The sequence below is a fragment of the Stutzerimonas stutzeri genome, assembly GCF_009789555.1.
GTDB classification, from domain to species: domain Bacteria; phylum Pseudomonadota; class Gammaproteobacteria; order Pseudomonadales; family Pseudomonadaceae; genus Stutzerimonas; species Stutzerimonas stutzeri_R.
In genome coordinates this window covers 3,355,832-3,372,685 of the sequence record NZ_CP046902.1, presented here as the reverse complement: position 1 = coordinate 3,372,685, position 16,854 = coordinate 3,355,832, and the positions used below count along the sequence as shown (strand labels likewise).

13 protein-coding genes are annotated in these 16,854 nt (G+C 64.8%); 5 read left to right on the top strand and 8 right to left on the bottom strand.

Translation table 11 applies throughout. The features are described 5' to 3' along the window. Positions 1-56 precede the first annotated feature (56 nt). From GQA94_RS15405 to GQA94_RS15385, 5 genes are all read left to right on the top strand, one after another. Entirely contained in the window at positions 57-902 is an 846-nt protein-coding gene (locus tag GQA94_RS15405; RefSeq protein WP_158188844.1) for an AraC family transcriptional regulator, read from the top strand. Between the two features lie 105 nt (positions 903-1,007). Continuing rightward, positions 1,008-1,607 (top strand): LysE family translocator, encoded by a 600-nt coding sequence (locus GQA94_RS15400; RefSeq protein ID WP_158188843.1) that lies wholly within the window; start codon positions 1,008-1,010, stop codon positions 1,605-1,607. A gap of 138 nt (positions 1,608-1,745) precedes the next feature. Next, on the top strand, positions 1,746-4,136 hold the full coding sequence (locus GQA94_RS15395; protein WP_158188842.1) for a PAS domain-containing sensor histidine kinase: 2,391 nt from the start codon (positions 1,746-1,748) through the stop codon (positions 4,134-4,136). A gap of 310 nt (positions 4,137-4,446) precedes the next feature. Further along, positions 4,447-6,111, top strand: a complete 1,665-nt coding sequence (gene pgm / locus GQA94_RS15390; protein WP_158188841.1) for a phosphoglucomutase (alpha-D-glucose-1,6-bisphosphate-dependent) — start codon at positions 4,447-4,449, stop codon at positions 6,109-6,111. Between the two features lie 442 nt (positions 6,112-6,553). Beyond that, complete coding sequence (locus GQA94_RS15385; RefSeq protein WP_158188840.1) at positions 6,554-7,324, top strand: 3-hydroxybutyrate dehydrogenase; 771 nt, start codon at positions 6,554-6,556, stop codon at positions 7,322-7,324. 22 nt (positions 7,325-7,346) lie between these two features. Here the strand turns inward: GQA94_RS15385 and GQA94_RS15380 are convergent, their stop codons facing one another. The 8 genes from GQA94_RS15380 to GQA94_RS15345 form a co-directional block, all read right to left on the bottom strand. Then, positions 7,347-8,828, bottom strand: a complete 1,482-nt coding sequence (locus tag GQA94_RS15380) for a sigma-54 interaction domain-containing protein (RefSeq protein ID WP_158188839.1) — start codon at positions 8,826-8,828, stop codon at positions 7,347-7,349. A 74-nt stretch (positions 8,829-8,902) separates the two neighbouring features. Further along, positions 8,903-10,270, bottom strand: a complete 1,368-nt coding sequence (locus GQA94_RS15375; protein ID WP_158188838.1) for a TRAP transporter large permease — start codon at positions 10,268-10,270, stop codon at positions 8,903-8,905. 16 nt (positions 10,271-10,286) lie between these two features. Next, on the bottom strand, positions 10,287-10,901 hold the full coding sequence (locus GQA94_RS15370) for a TRAP transporter small permease subunit (protein ID WP_158188837.1): 615 nt from the start codon (positions 10,899-10,901) through the stop codon (positions 10,287-10,289). 104 nt (positions 10,902-11,005) lie between these two features. Continuing rightward, the gene (locus tag GQA94_RS15365) at positions 11,006-12,091 is read right to left on the bottom strand and encodes a TRAP transporter substrate-binding protein (protein WP_158188836.1); all 1,086 of its coding nucleotides are present in this window, start codon (positions 12,089-12,091) and stop codon (positions 11,006-11,008) included. 407 nt (positions 12,092-12,498) lie between these two features. Then, positions 12,499-12,894, bottom strand: a complete 396-nt coding sequence (locus tag GQA94_RS15360; RefSeq protein WP_158188835.1) for a MerR family transcriptional regulator — start codon at positions 12,892-12,894, stop codon at positions 12,499-12,501. Positions 12,895-13,050: 156 nt separating this feature from the next. After that, complete coding sequence (locus GQA94_RS15355) at positions 13,051-13,953, bottom strand: hydroxymethylglutaryl-CoA lyase (RefSeq protein WP_158188834.1); 903 nt, start codon at positions 13,951-13,953, stop codon at positions 13,051-13,053. Between the two features lie 168 nt (positions 13,954-14,121). Then, complete coding sequence (locus GQA94_RS15350; protein WP_158188833.1) at positions 14,122-16,038, bottom strand: acetyl-CoA carboxylase biotin carboxylase subunit; 1,917 nt, start codon at positions 16,036-16,038, stop codon at positions 14,122-14,124. Continuing rightward, the gene (locus GQA94_RS15345) at positions 16,035-16,838 is read right to left on the bottom strand and encodes a gamma-carboxygeranoyl-CoA hydratase (protein ID WP_158188832.1); all 804 of its coding nucleotides are present in this window, start codon (positions 16,836-16,838) and stop codon (positions 16,035-16,037) included. The genes GQA94_RS15350 and GQA94_RS15345 overlap by 4 nt, the downstream gene beginning before the upstream one ends. Positions 16,839-16,854 lie beyond the last annotated feature (16 nt).

Below are 16,854 nucleotides of genomic sequence, written 5' to 3'. Positions count from 1 at the left end.
GTCGGCCCCGTACTACGATTGCCTTCCATACGCTGCCACTGTTGCCCGGGCACTCGATGAATACCGACGATCGCAGCTGGATCACCCTCCGACAGGATGCCGATACCGGCATCGAGACCATTCGCGCGCATTTCGAAGGCCATGCCTATGACCCTCATTGGCACGACAGCTACCTGATCGGTTTCACTGAGCAGGGTGTCCAGCAGTTCAGCTGCAGGGGGGCGATACACCAGAGCACGCCGGGGCAGATATTCCTGCTCGAACCCGGGGAGATTCATGACGGAGACGCACCTGCCCAGGGCGGGTTCACCTATTCGATGCTGTATCTGGAACCTGCCTGGCTCGAACGGCAACTGCACAGCCTCGACGATGAGGCCCTCGTGCGCGGCGAGCCCGGTTTCGCCACGACCCTGACCCGGCAGCCGCAGTTGCTGGCTGCGATCGCCGGCGCGTTTCATGCCCTTGAGCAACGCGACGTGCGTATCGTGCGCCAGACCGCACTCGATACGCTGTTGCTCCGACTGAGCGAACATCTGCAGTGGCGGCGCCCACGGCATGACGACCCGCGGCTGCCGAGCGTCGCCATTCGTGCCCGCGACTACCTGCATGCACATTTCGACCAGGACATGGGGCTGGACGAGCTCGCGGCGCTGAGCGGCGTCAGTCGCTTTCGCTTGTCGCGCGCGTTCAAGGCGGCGTTCGGGCTCGCGCCGCACGCCTATCTCATCCAGCTGCGACTGGCCAGGGCGCGCCACCTGCTGGCACGAGGGCATGCGCCCGCCGAGGTCGCTTCGATTATCGGATTTGCCGACCAGAGTCACCTGGGACGATGGTTTCGGCGTGCCTACGGGCTGACCCCGGCGCACTACCGCACGCGCTGCTCGAATCTTCCAGACGGCTGATCGCACGCCGCGCAGACTGGCCCCGAAGTCATTCGGGAGGCAGACCACGATGCGCGACGTTTTCACCATGACCCACCGCACGCACGGCCAGCGGGGTGGGCCGGCATGATCGAACTGTTGCCGTTCGCCCTGTTCGCCTTCGTCGCGTCCATCACCCCTGGACCGACCAACGTACTCGTGCTCAGCCACAGTGTGCGCTTTGGTGTGATGGGCGCCTTGCCCATCGTGCTGGGCGGCTGTGCGGGCGCTGCCCTGGTGGTGCTGGCGGTTGGCCTGGGTGTTGGCGATGCGATGGCGTCGCATACGACCTTGCACAAGGCGATGAAAGGCCTCGGTGTGCTGTGGCTGGGCTACCTCGCCTGGCAGATGTATTCGCGCCCGGAGACCGAGGACGTGTCGGGGCAGTCGGCAGCGCCGCGAATGGGTTTTTGGGCGGCGGCGGGCTTGCAGTTGATCAACCCGAAGGCATGGATGATGGCCGTCGCGGTCATCAGCGTGTTCGCCCGCCCCGGCGCCCAGCGCTGGCACGATGTCGCGCTGCTCTCACTGGTGTTTTTCGTCATTTCCCTGCCGTGTCTGTGCACCTGGGCGTTGCTCGGGGGCGGCGCGGCGACGCTGTTGGGCTCCCGGACCCGCCGCGTGCGGGTCAACCGAAGCCTGGCGGTGCTGTTGCTGCTGTCTGCGTTGGCGACGCTGCTGCCGTGAAGGGCATCGCTGCGCACGTGGCGTCGGCAAGGTCGAGCGCGGTGCGCGGCATCGAGTGATGGCCACTGGCTGCGGTTGTACCGGCGCGACACAGCCTGCACCATGGATGTAACGCAGCTGTCTCGGTGGGCATCGTTCATGGCAAGAATGCCGGAAACGGACCGCAGGACCTTCTCTGCCGCGCAGATCACGCCGGTCTGCGCCATCGTCGCGGCCGCCATCGCGCTTGTCTCACCGGCCTATCTCTGGCCTGAGGCTTCCATCGCTCGATCTGGCGGCCCCCTGGTCATGGCTCCGGCCACTTCGGCAGGCGTGCTGCTGGCCGCGGTTGCCCTGATCCTTGCTCGTTTTTCGCATCGGCAGGCGGCCCGATGGGCGGGGCGGGTGGCGGCGGCCATGAGTCTTTCGCTCGGCGTCACAACCCTCCTGTCGCACGCGCTGGGCCGGCGCGACATCGGCGCAGTCCCGGCAGGCATGGAAGCCTGGGTGCAATGGCCAAGCCCGACCACCGGCCTCGGTCTGATCGTCATCAACGCCTCCCTGATGCTGCTCGGCGCCCGACATCGCCGCTTGCGCACGTGGGTCGAGGTGGGGGTGGCCCTGAGTCTGGTGGTGGCGCTGGTCAGCCTGATGGGGCACGCCTACGGCGCCCGGTGGGTGAGCGGGCGCAGCAACTGGGGCGGAGCGTCGCTGGCCACGGGTATCTGTTTCATCGCGCTGGCGCTCGGGACCTTCTTCATCCAGCCATCGCGTGGGCTCGCCGCGCTGTATCTGGGCTCCAGCGAGGCAGGCAGACTGCTACGCCGGCTGACCCTCGCCGCGTTCGTCGGTCCGCTGCTACTCGGCTGGTGGGTGCTCGATGCCTATGACTCGGGTCTGGTGGACGCGGCGTTCGGTATCGCGATACTGGTGGTCTTTCTCGTTGTGCTTTTCGTGAGTTTCGCGATCCGTCAGGCGCTCGTCTGGCATGTTGCCGATACGGAGCGCGAGCGGCTGTTCGCGCTAGAGCGAGAAGACCGGGAACAGGTCGCCAGTGTATTGGAGAGCATCACCGACGCCTTCTTCGCGGTGGATACTCAGTGGCGCTTCACCTATCTGAACCATGAGGCGGAGCGCCTTCTCAAGCGCTCCAGGGACGAGCTGATCGGCCGCAGCCTCTGGGACGAATTTCCCGAAGCGGTCGGCGCCGGCTTTCAGCGCGAATACCAGCGGGCAATGGAAGAGCGGACGCCGGTCGAGTTCGAGGAGTTCTACCCGCCGCTGGGTGTCTGGTTCGATGTGCGCGCGTTTCCGTCCGATGTCGGGTTGTCGGTCTATTTCCGCGACGTGACCACGCGCAAGCGGGCAGAGGAAAAGCTGCGAGAGAGCGAGGAACGCTATCGCGTGCTGGTGGACATGATCCCACAGCACATCTGGACCACCGATCCGGAGGGCTACCACACGTACTTCAGCCGCCGCTGGTACGAATTCACGGGGGCAAGCCTCGAGTACACCTGGGGCGAGGGCTGGCTTCACCTGCTTCACCCCGAGGACCATGAACGTACCAGGGCGCGCTGGGAGCACGCGTTGCGGACCGGGGAGCCCTACGCCATCGAGTACCGCTTCCGTGGAGCCGATGGCCACTACTGCTGGTTTCTGGGCCAGGCCATGCCGCAACGCAACGCGGCTGGCGCGATCATCCGCTGGATCGGGACGCTGACCGACATCTCCGAACGCAAGCAGCACGAGCAAGAGCGCGAGCTGCTGCTCAACAGCGAGCGGGAGGCGCGCGCCGAGGCCGATCGCCGGCGCATCGAACTGGAGCGGGTGACCGAGAGCCGGGCCAGGCTCATGTGGGGCTTCAGTCACGACGTGCGCAACCCGCTGAGCGCCGCCGATGGGCACTCCTGGCTGCTTGAAAGCGGTAGGATCGGGCAGCTCAATACGCGCCAATGCGAAAGCGTTCAGGGAATTCGCCGCGCCATTCGGACGTCCGTTGGGCTGATCGACGATCTGCTCGAACTTGCCCGAGCGGAGTCCGGCGACCTGCACGTCCGGCTCGTCGAAACGGATGTCGCCAGAGCGGCGCGCGAGGTGGTGCAGGATTTTCAGGCCCAGGCGATGAGCGTGGGGGTCGAGCTGCACCTGCGCCTGCCGAAAGGCGTGCAGGCCAAGACGGACCCGGCGCGCTTGCGTCAGATCCTCGCCAATCTGCTGTCCAATACCCTCAAGTACGCTCCCTACGGCCAGGTGACCATCGAGGCGCAACCACGGCACGATGACGGTCCCGGCCCCGGCAACTGGATCGCGCTCAGCGTGACCGACACGGGTCCCGGCATCGCCAAGGACAAGCAGGAGATGATTTTTCTCGAATACACCCGCCTGGACCCGGACGCGCAGCAGGGTGCCGGTATTGGCCTTGCGATCAGCCGGCGTATCGCTCAACGACTCGGCGGCGACCTGACCGTCGAAAGCGAGGTGGGGCACGGGGCGCGATTCACCCTCTGGCTTCCAGCATGCGCCTGGCAATCGATGGAACGCGAAAGCTGAGTGCTCGGCCTCCGGCTTCCGGTCAGCGCCCGTGGCAACCCGCCGTCGCGCCGACTTCGACCCGGGCTGGGCGAACGGTCCCGGCGGGCAGTCCGGCGCAGGCGTTTGGCGACGTGCGAGACTCGCCCTATCATGCACAGCCGGTCAGTGCGAACGATCGACCGACCGATGGGGAACCAAATCCCAAGGGGCGGTGGTCTTAGCGCCAGGATGAAACGGCATCGACCGATGCCTGTCTGCATCCGATTGCCTCCCGTGCGGCCCACGGTTTTGCCTGAGGCGACATTTTCCACTTTCAAAGGAACGACTGATGAGCCTCGATCCCAACGCAGGACGCCTGCCGGACGACAGCACCCTGATCAACATTCCGCGCCTGGTCGCGCGCTATTACAGCGAGCGTCCCGATCCATCGGACCCGGCGCAGCAAGTCGCCTTCGGCACCTCGGGGCATCGCGGCTCTTCGCTGAAAAACAGCTTCAACGAGTGGCACATCCTGGCCGTGACGCAGGCCATCTGCGATTACCGGCGCGAGCAGGGCGTCGACGGTCCGGTATTCGTCGGCATGGACACGCACGCGCTGTCCGAGCCTGCGTTCGTTTCGGCGCTCGAAGTGCTGGCGGCCAATGGCGTCGAGACCCGGATCGACTCCGGCTGCGCGCAGACCCTTGGCGAGCCGGGCTATACGCCGACCCCGGCCGTCTCGAATGCGATCCTGGAGCATAACCGTGGCAGGACTCGCGGTCTGGCCGACGGAATCGTCATCACGCCGTCGCACAATCCGCCGGCCGACGGCGGCTTCAAATACAACCCGACCAATGGCGGCCCGGCCGATACCGGCGTGACGAAATGGATTCAGGACCGTGCCAATGCGTTGCTGGTGGCCGGGCTCAAGGGCGTCGAGCGGATGGATTACGCCCGCGCGCTGAAGGCACCGACCACCCAGCGCTTCGACTTCATCGACAGTTATGTCGGCGGATTGGGACAGGTCATCGATCTTGAGGCGATTCGCGCCTCTGGATTGAAATTCGCGGTGGATCCGTTGGGCGGGGCGGGCGTTCACTACTGGACCCGCATCGCTGAACGGTACGGGTTGCCGCTCGACGTGCTGTCGACCACTGTCGATCCGACCTTCCGCTTCATGCGCCTGGACTGGGACGGCAAGATTCGCATGGATTGCAGTTCGCCTTATGCCATGGCGGGGTTGATCGAGAACAAGGACCGTTTCGATGTCGCCTTTGCCTGCGACACCGATCATGATCGCCATGGCATCGTGGCGCGCTCGGTGGGCCTGTTGAACCCGAATCACTATCTGGCGGTGGCCATCGAGTATCTGTTCACCCACCGCCCCGAGTGGAGCGCGCAGGCTGCGATCGGCAAGACGCTGGTGTCCTCCTCGATGATCGACCGGGTCGCCAAGGGGATAGGGCGCGACGTGATCGAAGTGCCGGTTGGCTTCAAGTGGTTCGTCGATGGCCTGATGAACGGCAGCCTGGGCTTCGGTGGCGAGGAGTCGGCCGGCGCGTCATTCCTGCGTCGGGCCGGTGGCGCATGGTCCACCGACAAGGACGGCCTCATTCTCGGCCTGCTGGCGGCAGAAATCACCGCCGTGACCGGCAAGGACCCGGGGGAACGCTACCAGACGCTCACTGAGCGTTTCGGCGCGCCGGTCTACCAACGCATCGATGCGCCGGCCGATCGTGAGCAGAAGTCCAGGCTCGGCAAGCTCACCGCCTCTCAGGTCACGGCCGGCGAACTGGCAGGCCATCCGATCACCGGCATTCTCACCGAAGCACCGGGCAATGGCGCTGCGATCGGTGGGCTCAAGGTAGTCACTGACAGCGGTTGGTTTGCCGCGCGGCCTTCCGGCACGGAAGACGTCTACAAGATTTATGCCGAGAGCTTCGAGGGTGAGGCGCACCTCAAACGCATCCAGGACGAAGCCAAGGCGCTGGTAGACGGCGTGTTGGCGGGTTGACCCACCGGCGCCCCGCGCGTCCAGTTTGCAGGACATGGCGGCTGCCTTTGTGTATGCCGCGATGAGCATGTCCAGATTCTCGGGCAACCGGCGCGGGCGCGGGGTTGGCGAGGACCGGAGCAGGGGCGCGATTCGGCGGGGTTCTGCTGCCTTTTCGCCGCGCTCGTCCCGGTCTGGCATGGCTTTCGCTCTGTTCGATGTCTCGCTTGTTCCCGCTGGCGCCACGACGCGGCGCCATGGGAGCGGACGGCGTGATCAGAACAATAAGGAACCCCTGCATGAATGCCTTACCCGCACGCGCCGGTGGCGTCATCCCCGGCCTCGTACCGTCCCGTTTCGCCGCCCTGGGCAGCACCTGTCGCGGTAGCCGCTATTCTGATGGTCAGCAAGGCGCGTCGCGCGCCGCTGCGTTGACTGTGATTCGCGGCATTCGGAGGCAGCCATGATTCTGCAAGGCAAGACCGCTCTCGTTACCGGTTCGACCAGCGGCATCGGCCTTGGCATCGCCTGCAAGCTCGCGGAGGCGGGCGCCAACGTGATGCTCAACGGCTTCGGCGATGCGCAGGCGGCCATCGCGCGTGTGTCGGCCTACGGCACCCGCGTATCGCATCATCCGGCCGATGTGTCGGATGCCGAACAGATCGGCGCAATGGTCAGCCAGACCGAGCGTGAGTTCGGCGCCCTCGATGTGCTGGTCAACAATGCGGGGATTCAATACGTCGCGCCGCTGGAGCATTTTCCGGTAGAGCGCTGGGACAGCATCATCGCCATCAACCTGTCTTCGGTGTTCCATACCATGCGCCTTGCATTGCCTGGCATGCGTGAGCGCGATTGGGGACGGATCATCAACATTTCCTCGGTGCACGGTCTGGTGGCCTCCGCGCAAAAAGCCGCGTACGTGGCCGCCAAGCACGGGGTGATCGGGTTGACCAAAACCGTCGCGCTGGAAACGGCGACCACCGGGATCACCTGTAACGCACTCTGTCCGGGCTGGGTGCTGACGCCGCTGGTCCAGGAGCAGATCGACAGCAAGGCGCGTGTGCACGGCGACCCGAGCCGGGCGACGCGTGAGCTGCTGATGGAAAAACAGCCCTCGCTGGACTTCGTCACCCCCGGACAGTTGGGTGATCTGGCGCTGTTTCTGTGCAGCGACGCAGCCAGCCAGGTACGCGGCGCGGCCTGGAATGTCGATGGTGGGTGGCTGGCGCAATGAGGCGGGCGACGGGCTGAGCGAGCTAGCGTTCGCTCAGCCCGTGCAACTGAAGTTTCGAATACAGGCTTGCCCGGGAAATGCCCAGCTCGACAGCGGCACGGCGGCGGTTACCTTTGCAGGCGCGCAGCGCCTGTTGCAGTGCGCGGCGTTCGGCCTGGGCGACGCTTTCGGCCAATAGCGGCAGCGGTGCGTCTTGCGACAATGGCGGTTCGGCTGCGTCTGTCAGCGTCGGCGGCGGCATGCTGCCGGCGGTGCGCTCGCTCAGCAGGGGGAGCAGATGCTGTGCCTCGAGCGGCAGGCCATCGGCGTTCAGTTGCGCGCGCTCGAGCAGGTTGCTCAACTCGCGCACGTTGCCGCGCCAGGGCTGGCTACAGAGCAGCGCCACGGCCTGCGCGGTGAGTTCCATCGGTGCCTGCCCGGACCGATTGGCGATGTCATCGAGCAGGTGTTCGACCAGCGCCGGTATGTCGCTGGCGCGCTCGCGCAGGGCGGGCACCTTGAGTGCAAGCACGTTGAGCCGGTAGTAAAGATCGTCGCGAAACTGCCCGGCGGCGACCTTGGCTTCCAGATCGATATGGGTCGCGGCGATGACCCGCACGTTGAGCGGTTTGACCTGGTTGGAGCCCAGCGGCTCGATCTCCTGTTCCTGCAATACGCGCAGCAGTTTCGCCTGGAGCGCCAGGGGCAGGTCGCCGATCTCGTCGAGGAACAGGGTGCCGCCATTGGCGACCTCGAACTTGCCGATCCGCGCCTTTCGGTCCGCGCCGGTAAAGGCCCCCGGTGCGGTACCGAACAGTTCCGCCTCGACCAGGGTTTCGGGAATGGCCGCGACGTTGACCGCGACGAACGGGCCATTGGCTCGCGGCGACAGGTTGTGAATGCCCTGGGCGAGCAGTTCCTTGCCGGTGCCGGTCTCCCCGCGGATCAGCACGGTGGCGTCGAGCTGAGCCGCGCGGCGGGCCTGGCGCTTGACCTCGCTGGCCGCGGGGCTGGTGCCAATGAAACCGGCGATGGTGTAGCGCGCGCGACGCGCCTTGGCCAGCTCGTTCTGGGTCGCGACCAGTTGCGTCTGCAGGATGTTGAACTTGGCCATCAGCGGTTTGAGATGCTGCGCCCGGTCGAACAGGACGAACCCCAGCGCGCCCACCAGCGTACCGTCCTCGTCACGCAGCGGGATGCGGGTCACGACGAAATGCTCGTCGCCGAACGCCATCAGGTCGAGCATGCTCGGCAGGCCGCTTTCGACCACCTCGCGCAGGCGACTGGCCGGCAGGACGTCTTCGATCTCCTTGCCGAGTACGCTGCGCGGGTCGCTGATCCCGACCTTCTCGGCGTACTTGTCATTGATCCAGACGATGCGCGCCTGGCGGTTGACCGCAATGGTGCCTTCGCATTGCGCGTTGAGATGGTCGAACAGCAGCGGCATGGCGACGGCACGGAAGCGCTCAGGGGAAACGCCGATGATCAGGCCGTTGTGGTCGAGGTCGTTTCGCGCAATCGCCATGGGCAGAAAATCCGTTTGGGTGCGACCGATTATGAAAGGCACCGGCTGCCGTGAGCAAGGCAGCCGGACCGGGCTCAGAGGCCGTAGACCTCGTTGGGCAGCCAGGTGGCCAGCGGTGCATAGAAGAACACCAGGGCCAGGCCGACCAGCTGGATCAGAATGTACGGCAGCACACCCAGGTACACGTCTCGCGTGGTGACGTCCGGTGGGCAGACGCTCTTGATGTAGAACAGCGCGAAGCCCACCGGAGGCGTCAGGAACGAGGTTTGCAGACACAGCGCGAACAGAATCGCGAACCACAGCGGATCGACACCCATCGAAAACAGGACCGGTGCCACCAGCGGCAGGATGATCAGGGTGATCTCGACCCAGTCGAGGAAGAATCCCAGCAGGAAGGTGATGAACAGCACCGTCAACAGCACGCCGGTCTGGCCGAATGGCAGCCCCGTGAGCGCATCGCGGATCACGTCGTCGCCGCCCAGGCCGCGCAAGACGGCAGCGAACACCGTGGCGCCGATGAAGATGCCGAAGATGAACGCCGACGTCCGGCTGGTCTGGTAGAGCGCCTCTTTGAACACGCCCATGTTCAGCCGGCCGCTGAATGCCGCCATCAGCACCGCGCCGAACGCGCCGACGGCCGAGGCTTCGGTGGTCGTGGCGATGCCGAAGAAGATCGAGCCGAGCACCGCCAGGATCAGCACGAAGGGCGGGACGACGGCCCAGAACACGTCGAGCAGCGCACGGGCATCGAGCTTCGGGCGGTTGGCAGGGGCCGGCGCGAAGTCCTTCTTCACCCAGGCGACGATGACGATGTAGAGGATGTACATCACCGCCAGCATCATGCCGGGAATCAGCGCGCCCATGAACAGCTTGCCCACCGAGGCTTCGGACGTGCCGAGACGGTCAGCCATCAACACCAGCATGATGCTCGGCGGAATCAGGATACCCAGCGTGCCCACCGAGCAGGCAGTGCCGACGGCCAGGCTCTTGTTGTACTTGGCTTGCAGCATCGGACCGATGGACAACATGCCCAGCAGCGCCACCGACGCGCCAACGATGCCCGTGGAGGCGGCGAGCAGAATGCCTACCAGCACCACCGTCACCGCATAGCCGCCGCGCAACGGACCGAGCACCCGCACCAAGCTGTGCATCAGGCGTTCGGCGATGCCGGAACGGTCGAGCATTATGCCCATGAAGATGAACAGCGGCAGGGCTACCATCAGTTCGTTGGCGACGATGCCGTAGATGCGTGCATCCAGCACGCCGATGGTGCCATCCCAGGTGAACCAGAGATCGGCATCGAAATGTTCGACCATCACATAGCCGAGTACGCCGAATAGCAAGCCGATACCGGCCAGCGACCAGGCTACCGGGAAACCGAGCAGCAGAAGCCCCATGAAACTGGCGAACATGCTGATGACGAGTAATTGTTCCAGACCCATGATTACGGCTGCTCCATCAGGGCTGCGAATGACCGAGGTCGCGGTCATCCGGGGCGGGCGCCAGGGCCCGAGGAAAATTGAACAGCAGGGTGCTGCAGCGCGTGGCGCGGGAGAACAGCGCCAGGGCGACCAGCGACAGGCCCAGCGCAAGCACGCTCTTGAAGATGAACCGGTGCGGCAGACCGCTGGGCGCCTGCGAGCGTTCGTTGTAGATGAAGGCCTGGTACGCGAAGGGAATCAGCGCGTCGATCATCAGCACCACCACCGGCAGCGCCAGCAGCACAATCGCCAGCAATTCGATGACGGCCTGGCTGCGCAGGGTGAATTTCTCGCGCAGCACATCGACTCTCACATGGTCGTCACGCACCACTGCGTAGGCGAGGGCCAGCATCAGCGCGGTACCGAACAGGTGCCAGGACAGCTCTTCCAATGCGATCGAGCCACGTGACAGCACGAACCGGCTGAACACATTGGTCAGCACAACGGCCAGCACCAGCAGCCAGAGCCAGGCACTGGCTTCGCCAATGGCGACCAGAATCCTGTCCAGCCAGCGGGACAGTCGGTTATGCGGCAGCGCCGCCTCGATGGAGGCGGGCGCTGCAGCGTTGGGGGAAACGGGATGAACGGACATGACCACCTCGGCAATCCAGCACGGCAAGCCGCCGCCGACCCCGGTCGAGCAGCGGCCCGCTTGTAGGCAAGGGGCGCAGCGGAGCTGACCCCTGGTTCGTGCGGTTACTCGTATTTGTAGTAATCGCGTGGCAGGTAACCCTTGCCGTGCCAGATGGCGTGGTGCTGCATGAACTCGCGCTGGCTGGACAGGACGCGCTTGAACATCTCATCCGCGGCGGCCTGTTCGTCGAGCACCTCGTTGGTGACGCGTTCGAGTTCGCGCAGCACGACCTCGGGCAACACCTGCGCCTTCACGCCCTGCTTCTCGTAGTCGCGCAGTGCGGTCGGCTGGGCCCACTCGCTTTCCGCGAAGCCCTTGAGCGTGGCCGATTCGCAGCCCATCTCGATCAATGCGCGACTTTGCGGCTCCAGCTTGTCCCAGACGCCCTTGTTCACCAACAGGTGTGAGGTGGTCAGGGTCTGGTGCCATCCCGGCATGATGTAGTTCTTGATGATCTGATCGAGGCCCAGCATCTTGTCGATGGCCGGCTGGGAAAACTCGGTGGCATCGATGGTCTTGCGCTCGAGCGCCTGGTAGATCTCTCCGCCGGGAATCATGGTGACTGACGCGCCAAGCTTCTCCAGCACCTTGCCGCCGATGCCGGCGAAGCGGATGCGCAGACCGTCGATGTCTTCCAGCTTCTCGATGGGCTTGGCGAACCAGCCGGCGCCTTCCGGACCGATGATGCTGCACAGCATCGGATGGATGTTGCGCTCGGCATAGATTTCTTCGAGCAGCTTCTTGCCGTCGCCCTCGTAGTACCACGCCAGGTATGCCGGGGGCTCCATGTTGAACGGCGCGCCGGAGTAAAGCGGCAACGCCGGAATGGTGCCCTGGTCGTAACCGATCCAGGTGTAGCCGGCCGGGTATTTGCCGTTGCTCACCGCATCCATGATTTCGAATGGCGGAACCAGTTCGCCGGGCTCGTAATACCGCATCTGGATGTCCCCGCCGGAAATCGCCTTGAGCGACTCGGAAAGGTGCTTGACCGGTGTGGTCAGGCCGACCAGATGAGAGGGGAAGGCCAGCGGCACCTGCCAACGAATCTTCTCGGCCGCCATGGCATGACCGCTGACCAGGGTGGCGCCGATGATCGTGGTCGCACCGATGGCGCAGGCGAGACGGGATAACTGTTTCTTGAAGGACATCGCGAATTCCTTGTTTTTGTTGTTTTGGTAACCAGAAGGTTGCAGTCAGTGCAGCGCTGCGCAGCCGGAAAGGGCGGGGGACATCCGGTCGCGCGTCCACCCCATGCTCTGGCGTCTAGCGTTTATCCCATAGCAGGTTCTGTGCCTGATCCATTGCGCGGGCTGGAATGCCCGTGCCAGGGCCATGCAGAGGAGGGTGCGCGCGCGGTCGTGTCCAGGTAAATGGACATTGCGCGCGAAAAAACCTGGCGCTGTCCAGAATCATGGATTGTGTCTGTTTGGCTGGACGGATTGGCCTCGTGAGCGGCGGCTGGCACCCCTTGACACCCTGCCGGCGGGCCGGCGGGCGCGCGTCAGGCTGCTGGACGGCAGCCCTGCGCGAGCCGGTTACGGCGAGGGTGAACCGCCTAGCTGGCTGCCTTGCCCAGCGTCGCTTTCAGGGCCGTCAGACAGCGCTCTTCGGCGGTATCGAGTTCAAGCTGCATCTGCTGGATATCCAGTTGCTGCTGTTCGAGCTGTTGGCGGCGTTCGGCAATCATGCCGAGCATGATGTTGAGCTGCTTCTGGTTGCCGGCCTTGGGATCGTAGAGTTCGATCAGCGTCTTGCATTCGGCCAGCGAAAAACCGATGCGCTTGCCACGAAGTATCAGCTTGAGCGCGACTCGGTCCTTGGGGGTGTAGATCCGCTCCTGACCGCGCCGTGTGGGCGAGAGCATGCCCTGTTCTTCATAAAAGCGTATGGCGCGGGTGGTGATGTCGAGCTCGTTGGCCAAATCGGAAATGCTGTAGGTCTGCTTTGCCATGAATATATCCACTCTTGTCTGTCCACCCGCGGCTTGCGAAGCCGGGCGCGTTTCATCGATGTCGCATTGCCCCAAGGCTACACGCTGGGCTGCCTCGATGCCCAGTGGCTTCTGGCCATCGCATGGGTTTTAACGGTGAATCGGGCAGCTTCGGTGTCACCGCGCCGACTGGCGTGCCCGCCCGACACGCGAACCATTGGGCCGTCCAAGCACATCGCTGATGCGCTGTCCGGCGGCGATCAGTGCGTCGAGATCGATACCGGTGTCGATGCCCAGGCCGTTCAGCATGTAGAGCACATCTTCGCTGGCCACGTTGCCGCTGGCGCCCTTGGCGTAGGGGCAGCCGCCAAGCCCGGCGACCGAACTGTCGAACACGCAGATGCCTTCCTGCAGGCTGGCATAGATGTTCGCCAACGCCTGGCCGTAGGTGTCGTGAAAGTGCCCGGCGAGTTTGTCGCGTGGCACCTCACGGCTGACGGCCTCGAACAGCTGACGGGTCTTGCCCGGCGTGCCGGTGCCGATGGTGTCGCCCAGCGAGACCTCATAGCAGCCCATGGCGAACAGTTCATGGGCAACGCGGGCGACGCGCCTGGGGTCGATATCACCTTCGTAGGGACAGCCCAGCACGCAGGACACGTAGCCGCGTACCTGTATGCCGTTCTCGCGCGCGGCGTCCAGCAGTGGGGCGAAGCGCGCCAGGCTTTCTTCGATGGAGCAGTTGATATTCTTCTGCGAGAAGGCCTCGGAAGCGGCACCGAACACTGCCACTTCGCTGACGCCGGCTTCGATGGCCGCTTCGAGTCCTTTCAGGTTGGGCGTCAGGGCCGCATAGGTGACGCCGGGCTTCTGCCTGATCTGCGCGAAGACCTCGGCGGAGCCAGCCATCTGGGGCACCCATTTGGGCGACACGAAACTGCCGACCTCGATGTACTGGAGTCCGGCGGCGCTGAGGTCGTCGACCAGCCGTACCTTGTCGGCGACGCTGATCGGTTGTTGTTCATTCTGCAGGCCATCGCGCGGGCCGACTTCGACCAGGCGAACATGTTTGGGCAGGTTCATAAGACGGCTCCATGGGGCGGGTCACGTCGCGTCGCCACCCGTTCTGTTGATAGTTGCCGCACGTTGCGTGGCGGGTGATGAACGCATTGCGCGGGTGTTCCATTGCCTGGCCGGCCAGCCGGCGGTCTGTTTCCGTCACCAGGCCGCACGATAAGCGCTCCATCCTCGTCAGGCTTCCTCCATCTCGAGCAACACCGCGCCTTCGCTGACCATGTCACCTTCGGCGCAATACAGACTTTTGACCACGCCGGCCTGCTGTGCACGGATGCTGTGTTCCATCTTCATCGCTTCGAGCACGATCAGGGCGGTGCCAGCCTGGACGTGCTGGCCGGGTTCCACCAGGACCCGAACGATGCTGCCGTTCATCGGCGCGGTGAGCCCGCCATGGTGCTGATGGCTGGCTTCGGCTTCGGCGATGGGATCGAAGGCGGTCACGGCTTGCAGTTCGCCGGCCCATTCCAGGTACAGCGTGCGGCCCTGGCGGATCGCCGTCGGTTCGCGAGTTCCGTCTGTCACGGACTCGCGCGCGCGGGGCCACCCGTCAATCCGTACCAGGCGGTCTTCGCCGTTGCACGTGAGATGCACACCGATTCGTGCCGGCATGCCGAAGCGCAGGCCGTTACGATTCGACCAGGGCGAGTGGGCATCATCGTCGCGTACCTTGGCCGGCTCGGTCTCGACGTACCGCTCGGCAGCGAGTTGCCAGAACGCATCGGCCAGCTCGCCGGGTTCGCGCATCAGTTCGGTTTCGTGACGCGGGATGAAACCGGTGTCCAGTTCCGCCGCGGCGAACGCAGGATGCCCGACCACCCGCCGCAGGAACGCCAGGTTGGTGCGCACACCGCCGACATGGGTTTCACCGAGCATGGCCAGCAAGCGCAGACGTGCCTCTTCACGGTTTTCGCCCCAGGCGATCAGCTTGCCGAGCATCGGGTCGTAGAAGGGCGATACCCTGTCGCCCTCGGCCACGCCGCTGTCGACGCGACGGCCCGGGCCTGAAGCGGATTCGCGGTACAGGTCGAGGGTGCCGGTGGCCGGCAGGAAGTCGTTGTCCGGGTCTTCGGCGTACAGCCGCACCTCGATGGCGTGGCCGTTCAGCGGCACCTGATCCTGGGTGATCGGCAGCGGCTCACCGCGGGCGACGCGGATCTGCCAGGCGACCAGATCGAGGCCGGTGATGGCTTCGGTGACGGGATGCTCGACCTGCAATCGGGTGTTCATCTCCATGAAGAAGAACTCACCGCGCGCGTCGAGCAGAAACTCCACGGTGCCGGCGCCCACATAACCGATGGCCTGCGCGGCCTTCACCGCCGCTTCGCCCATGGCGCGGCGCCGTTCGGGCGACAGACCCGGAGCGGGCGCTTCCTCGACGACCTTCTGGTGGCGTCGCTGGATCGAACAGTCACGCTCGTTGAGGTACAGGCAGTTGCCGTGCTGATCGGCAAATATCTGGATTTCCACATGGCGTGGCTTGAGGACGTACTTTTCGACCAGCATGCGTGAATCGCCGAACGAGGATTGCGCCTCGCGCTGGGCCGATTGCAGCGCGTCGGCGAGATCGGCTTCGCGCTCGACCACCTTCATGCCTTTGCCACCGCCACCGGCGGTAGCCTTGAGCAACACTGGGTAGCCGATTCGCTCAGCCGCCACGCGGAAGGTGTCCAGGTCCTGCGCTTCGCCGTGATAGCCGGGGACCAGCGGCACGCCGGCTTTTTCCATCAATGCCTTGGCGGCGGACTTGCTCCCCATCGCGTCGATGGCCGAGGCGGGCGGGCCGAGGAAAATCAGCCCGGCGTCCTCGATGGCGCGGGCGAAGTCGGCATTCTCGGAGAGAAAGCCGTAACCGGGATGGATCGCCTGAGCGCCGCTGGCTTTGGCTGCGGCGATCAGCTTGTCGATCATCAGGTAGTTTTCAGCCGGCTTGGCGCCGCCGAGGTCGATGCGGATATCGGCTTCACGGGCATGGCGTGCATCACGGTCGATGGCGCTGTGCACGGCCACGGTGGTCAAGCCCATGGACTTGGCCGTGCGCATCACGCGGCAGGCGATTTCGCCGCGGTTGGCTACCAGGAGGGTGGTTATCATTGTTGGGGTTCCTGCATCCAATTCGGTTTGCGCTTCTCCAGGAAGGCATTCAAGCCTTCCTGACCCTCTGGGCTGACACGAATGCGCGCGATGGCGTTCTCGGTATAGCGGCGCAATGCCGGGCTCAACGACCCGCTGCCGGCTTCGCGTAGCAGGTCCTTGCTGGCGCGCATGGCCTGGGGGCTGTTCAATAGAAGCGTGTCGATCCAGCCGCGGAGGCTGTCGTCCAGTTCGGCACCGTCGTAGGTCTCACTGAGCAGGCCAAGCTCGCGGGCGCGCTCGCCGCTGAAACGCTCACCGGTCATGGCGTAGCGCCGCGTGGCGCGCTCGCCTATGGCCTTGACGACGAAGGGGCTGATGACCGCGGGCGCAAGCCCGATGCGTACCTCGGACAGGGACAACTGTGCATCCTGTGCGCCAATCGCCATGTCGCAGCAGGCGATCAGCCCTACCGCCCCGCCAAACGCGGCGCCCTGCACGATTGCGAGCGTGGGTAGCTTGAGGTGGTAGAGGCTGTACATCATTTCCGCCAGCTCACGGGCATCGACGAGGTTGGCATTGAAGTCGAGCCTGGCCGATTGCTGCATCCAGGCGAGATCGGCCCCTGCGGAAAAATGCTTGCCGCGCCCACGCAGCAACAGAAAGCGCAGGTCCTTGTTCGCCTGCACCTCATCGATCGCCAGCACCAGCTCACGAATCATCTCGGCGTTGAAGGCGTTGTTCTTGTCCGGGCGGTCGAGCCAGAGCGTGGCGAAGCCGCGGGGGTCCAGTTCCAGTTGCACGGTGTTGAAATCGGTCATGACGGGCAATCCTCGA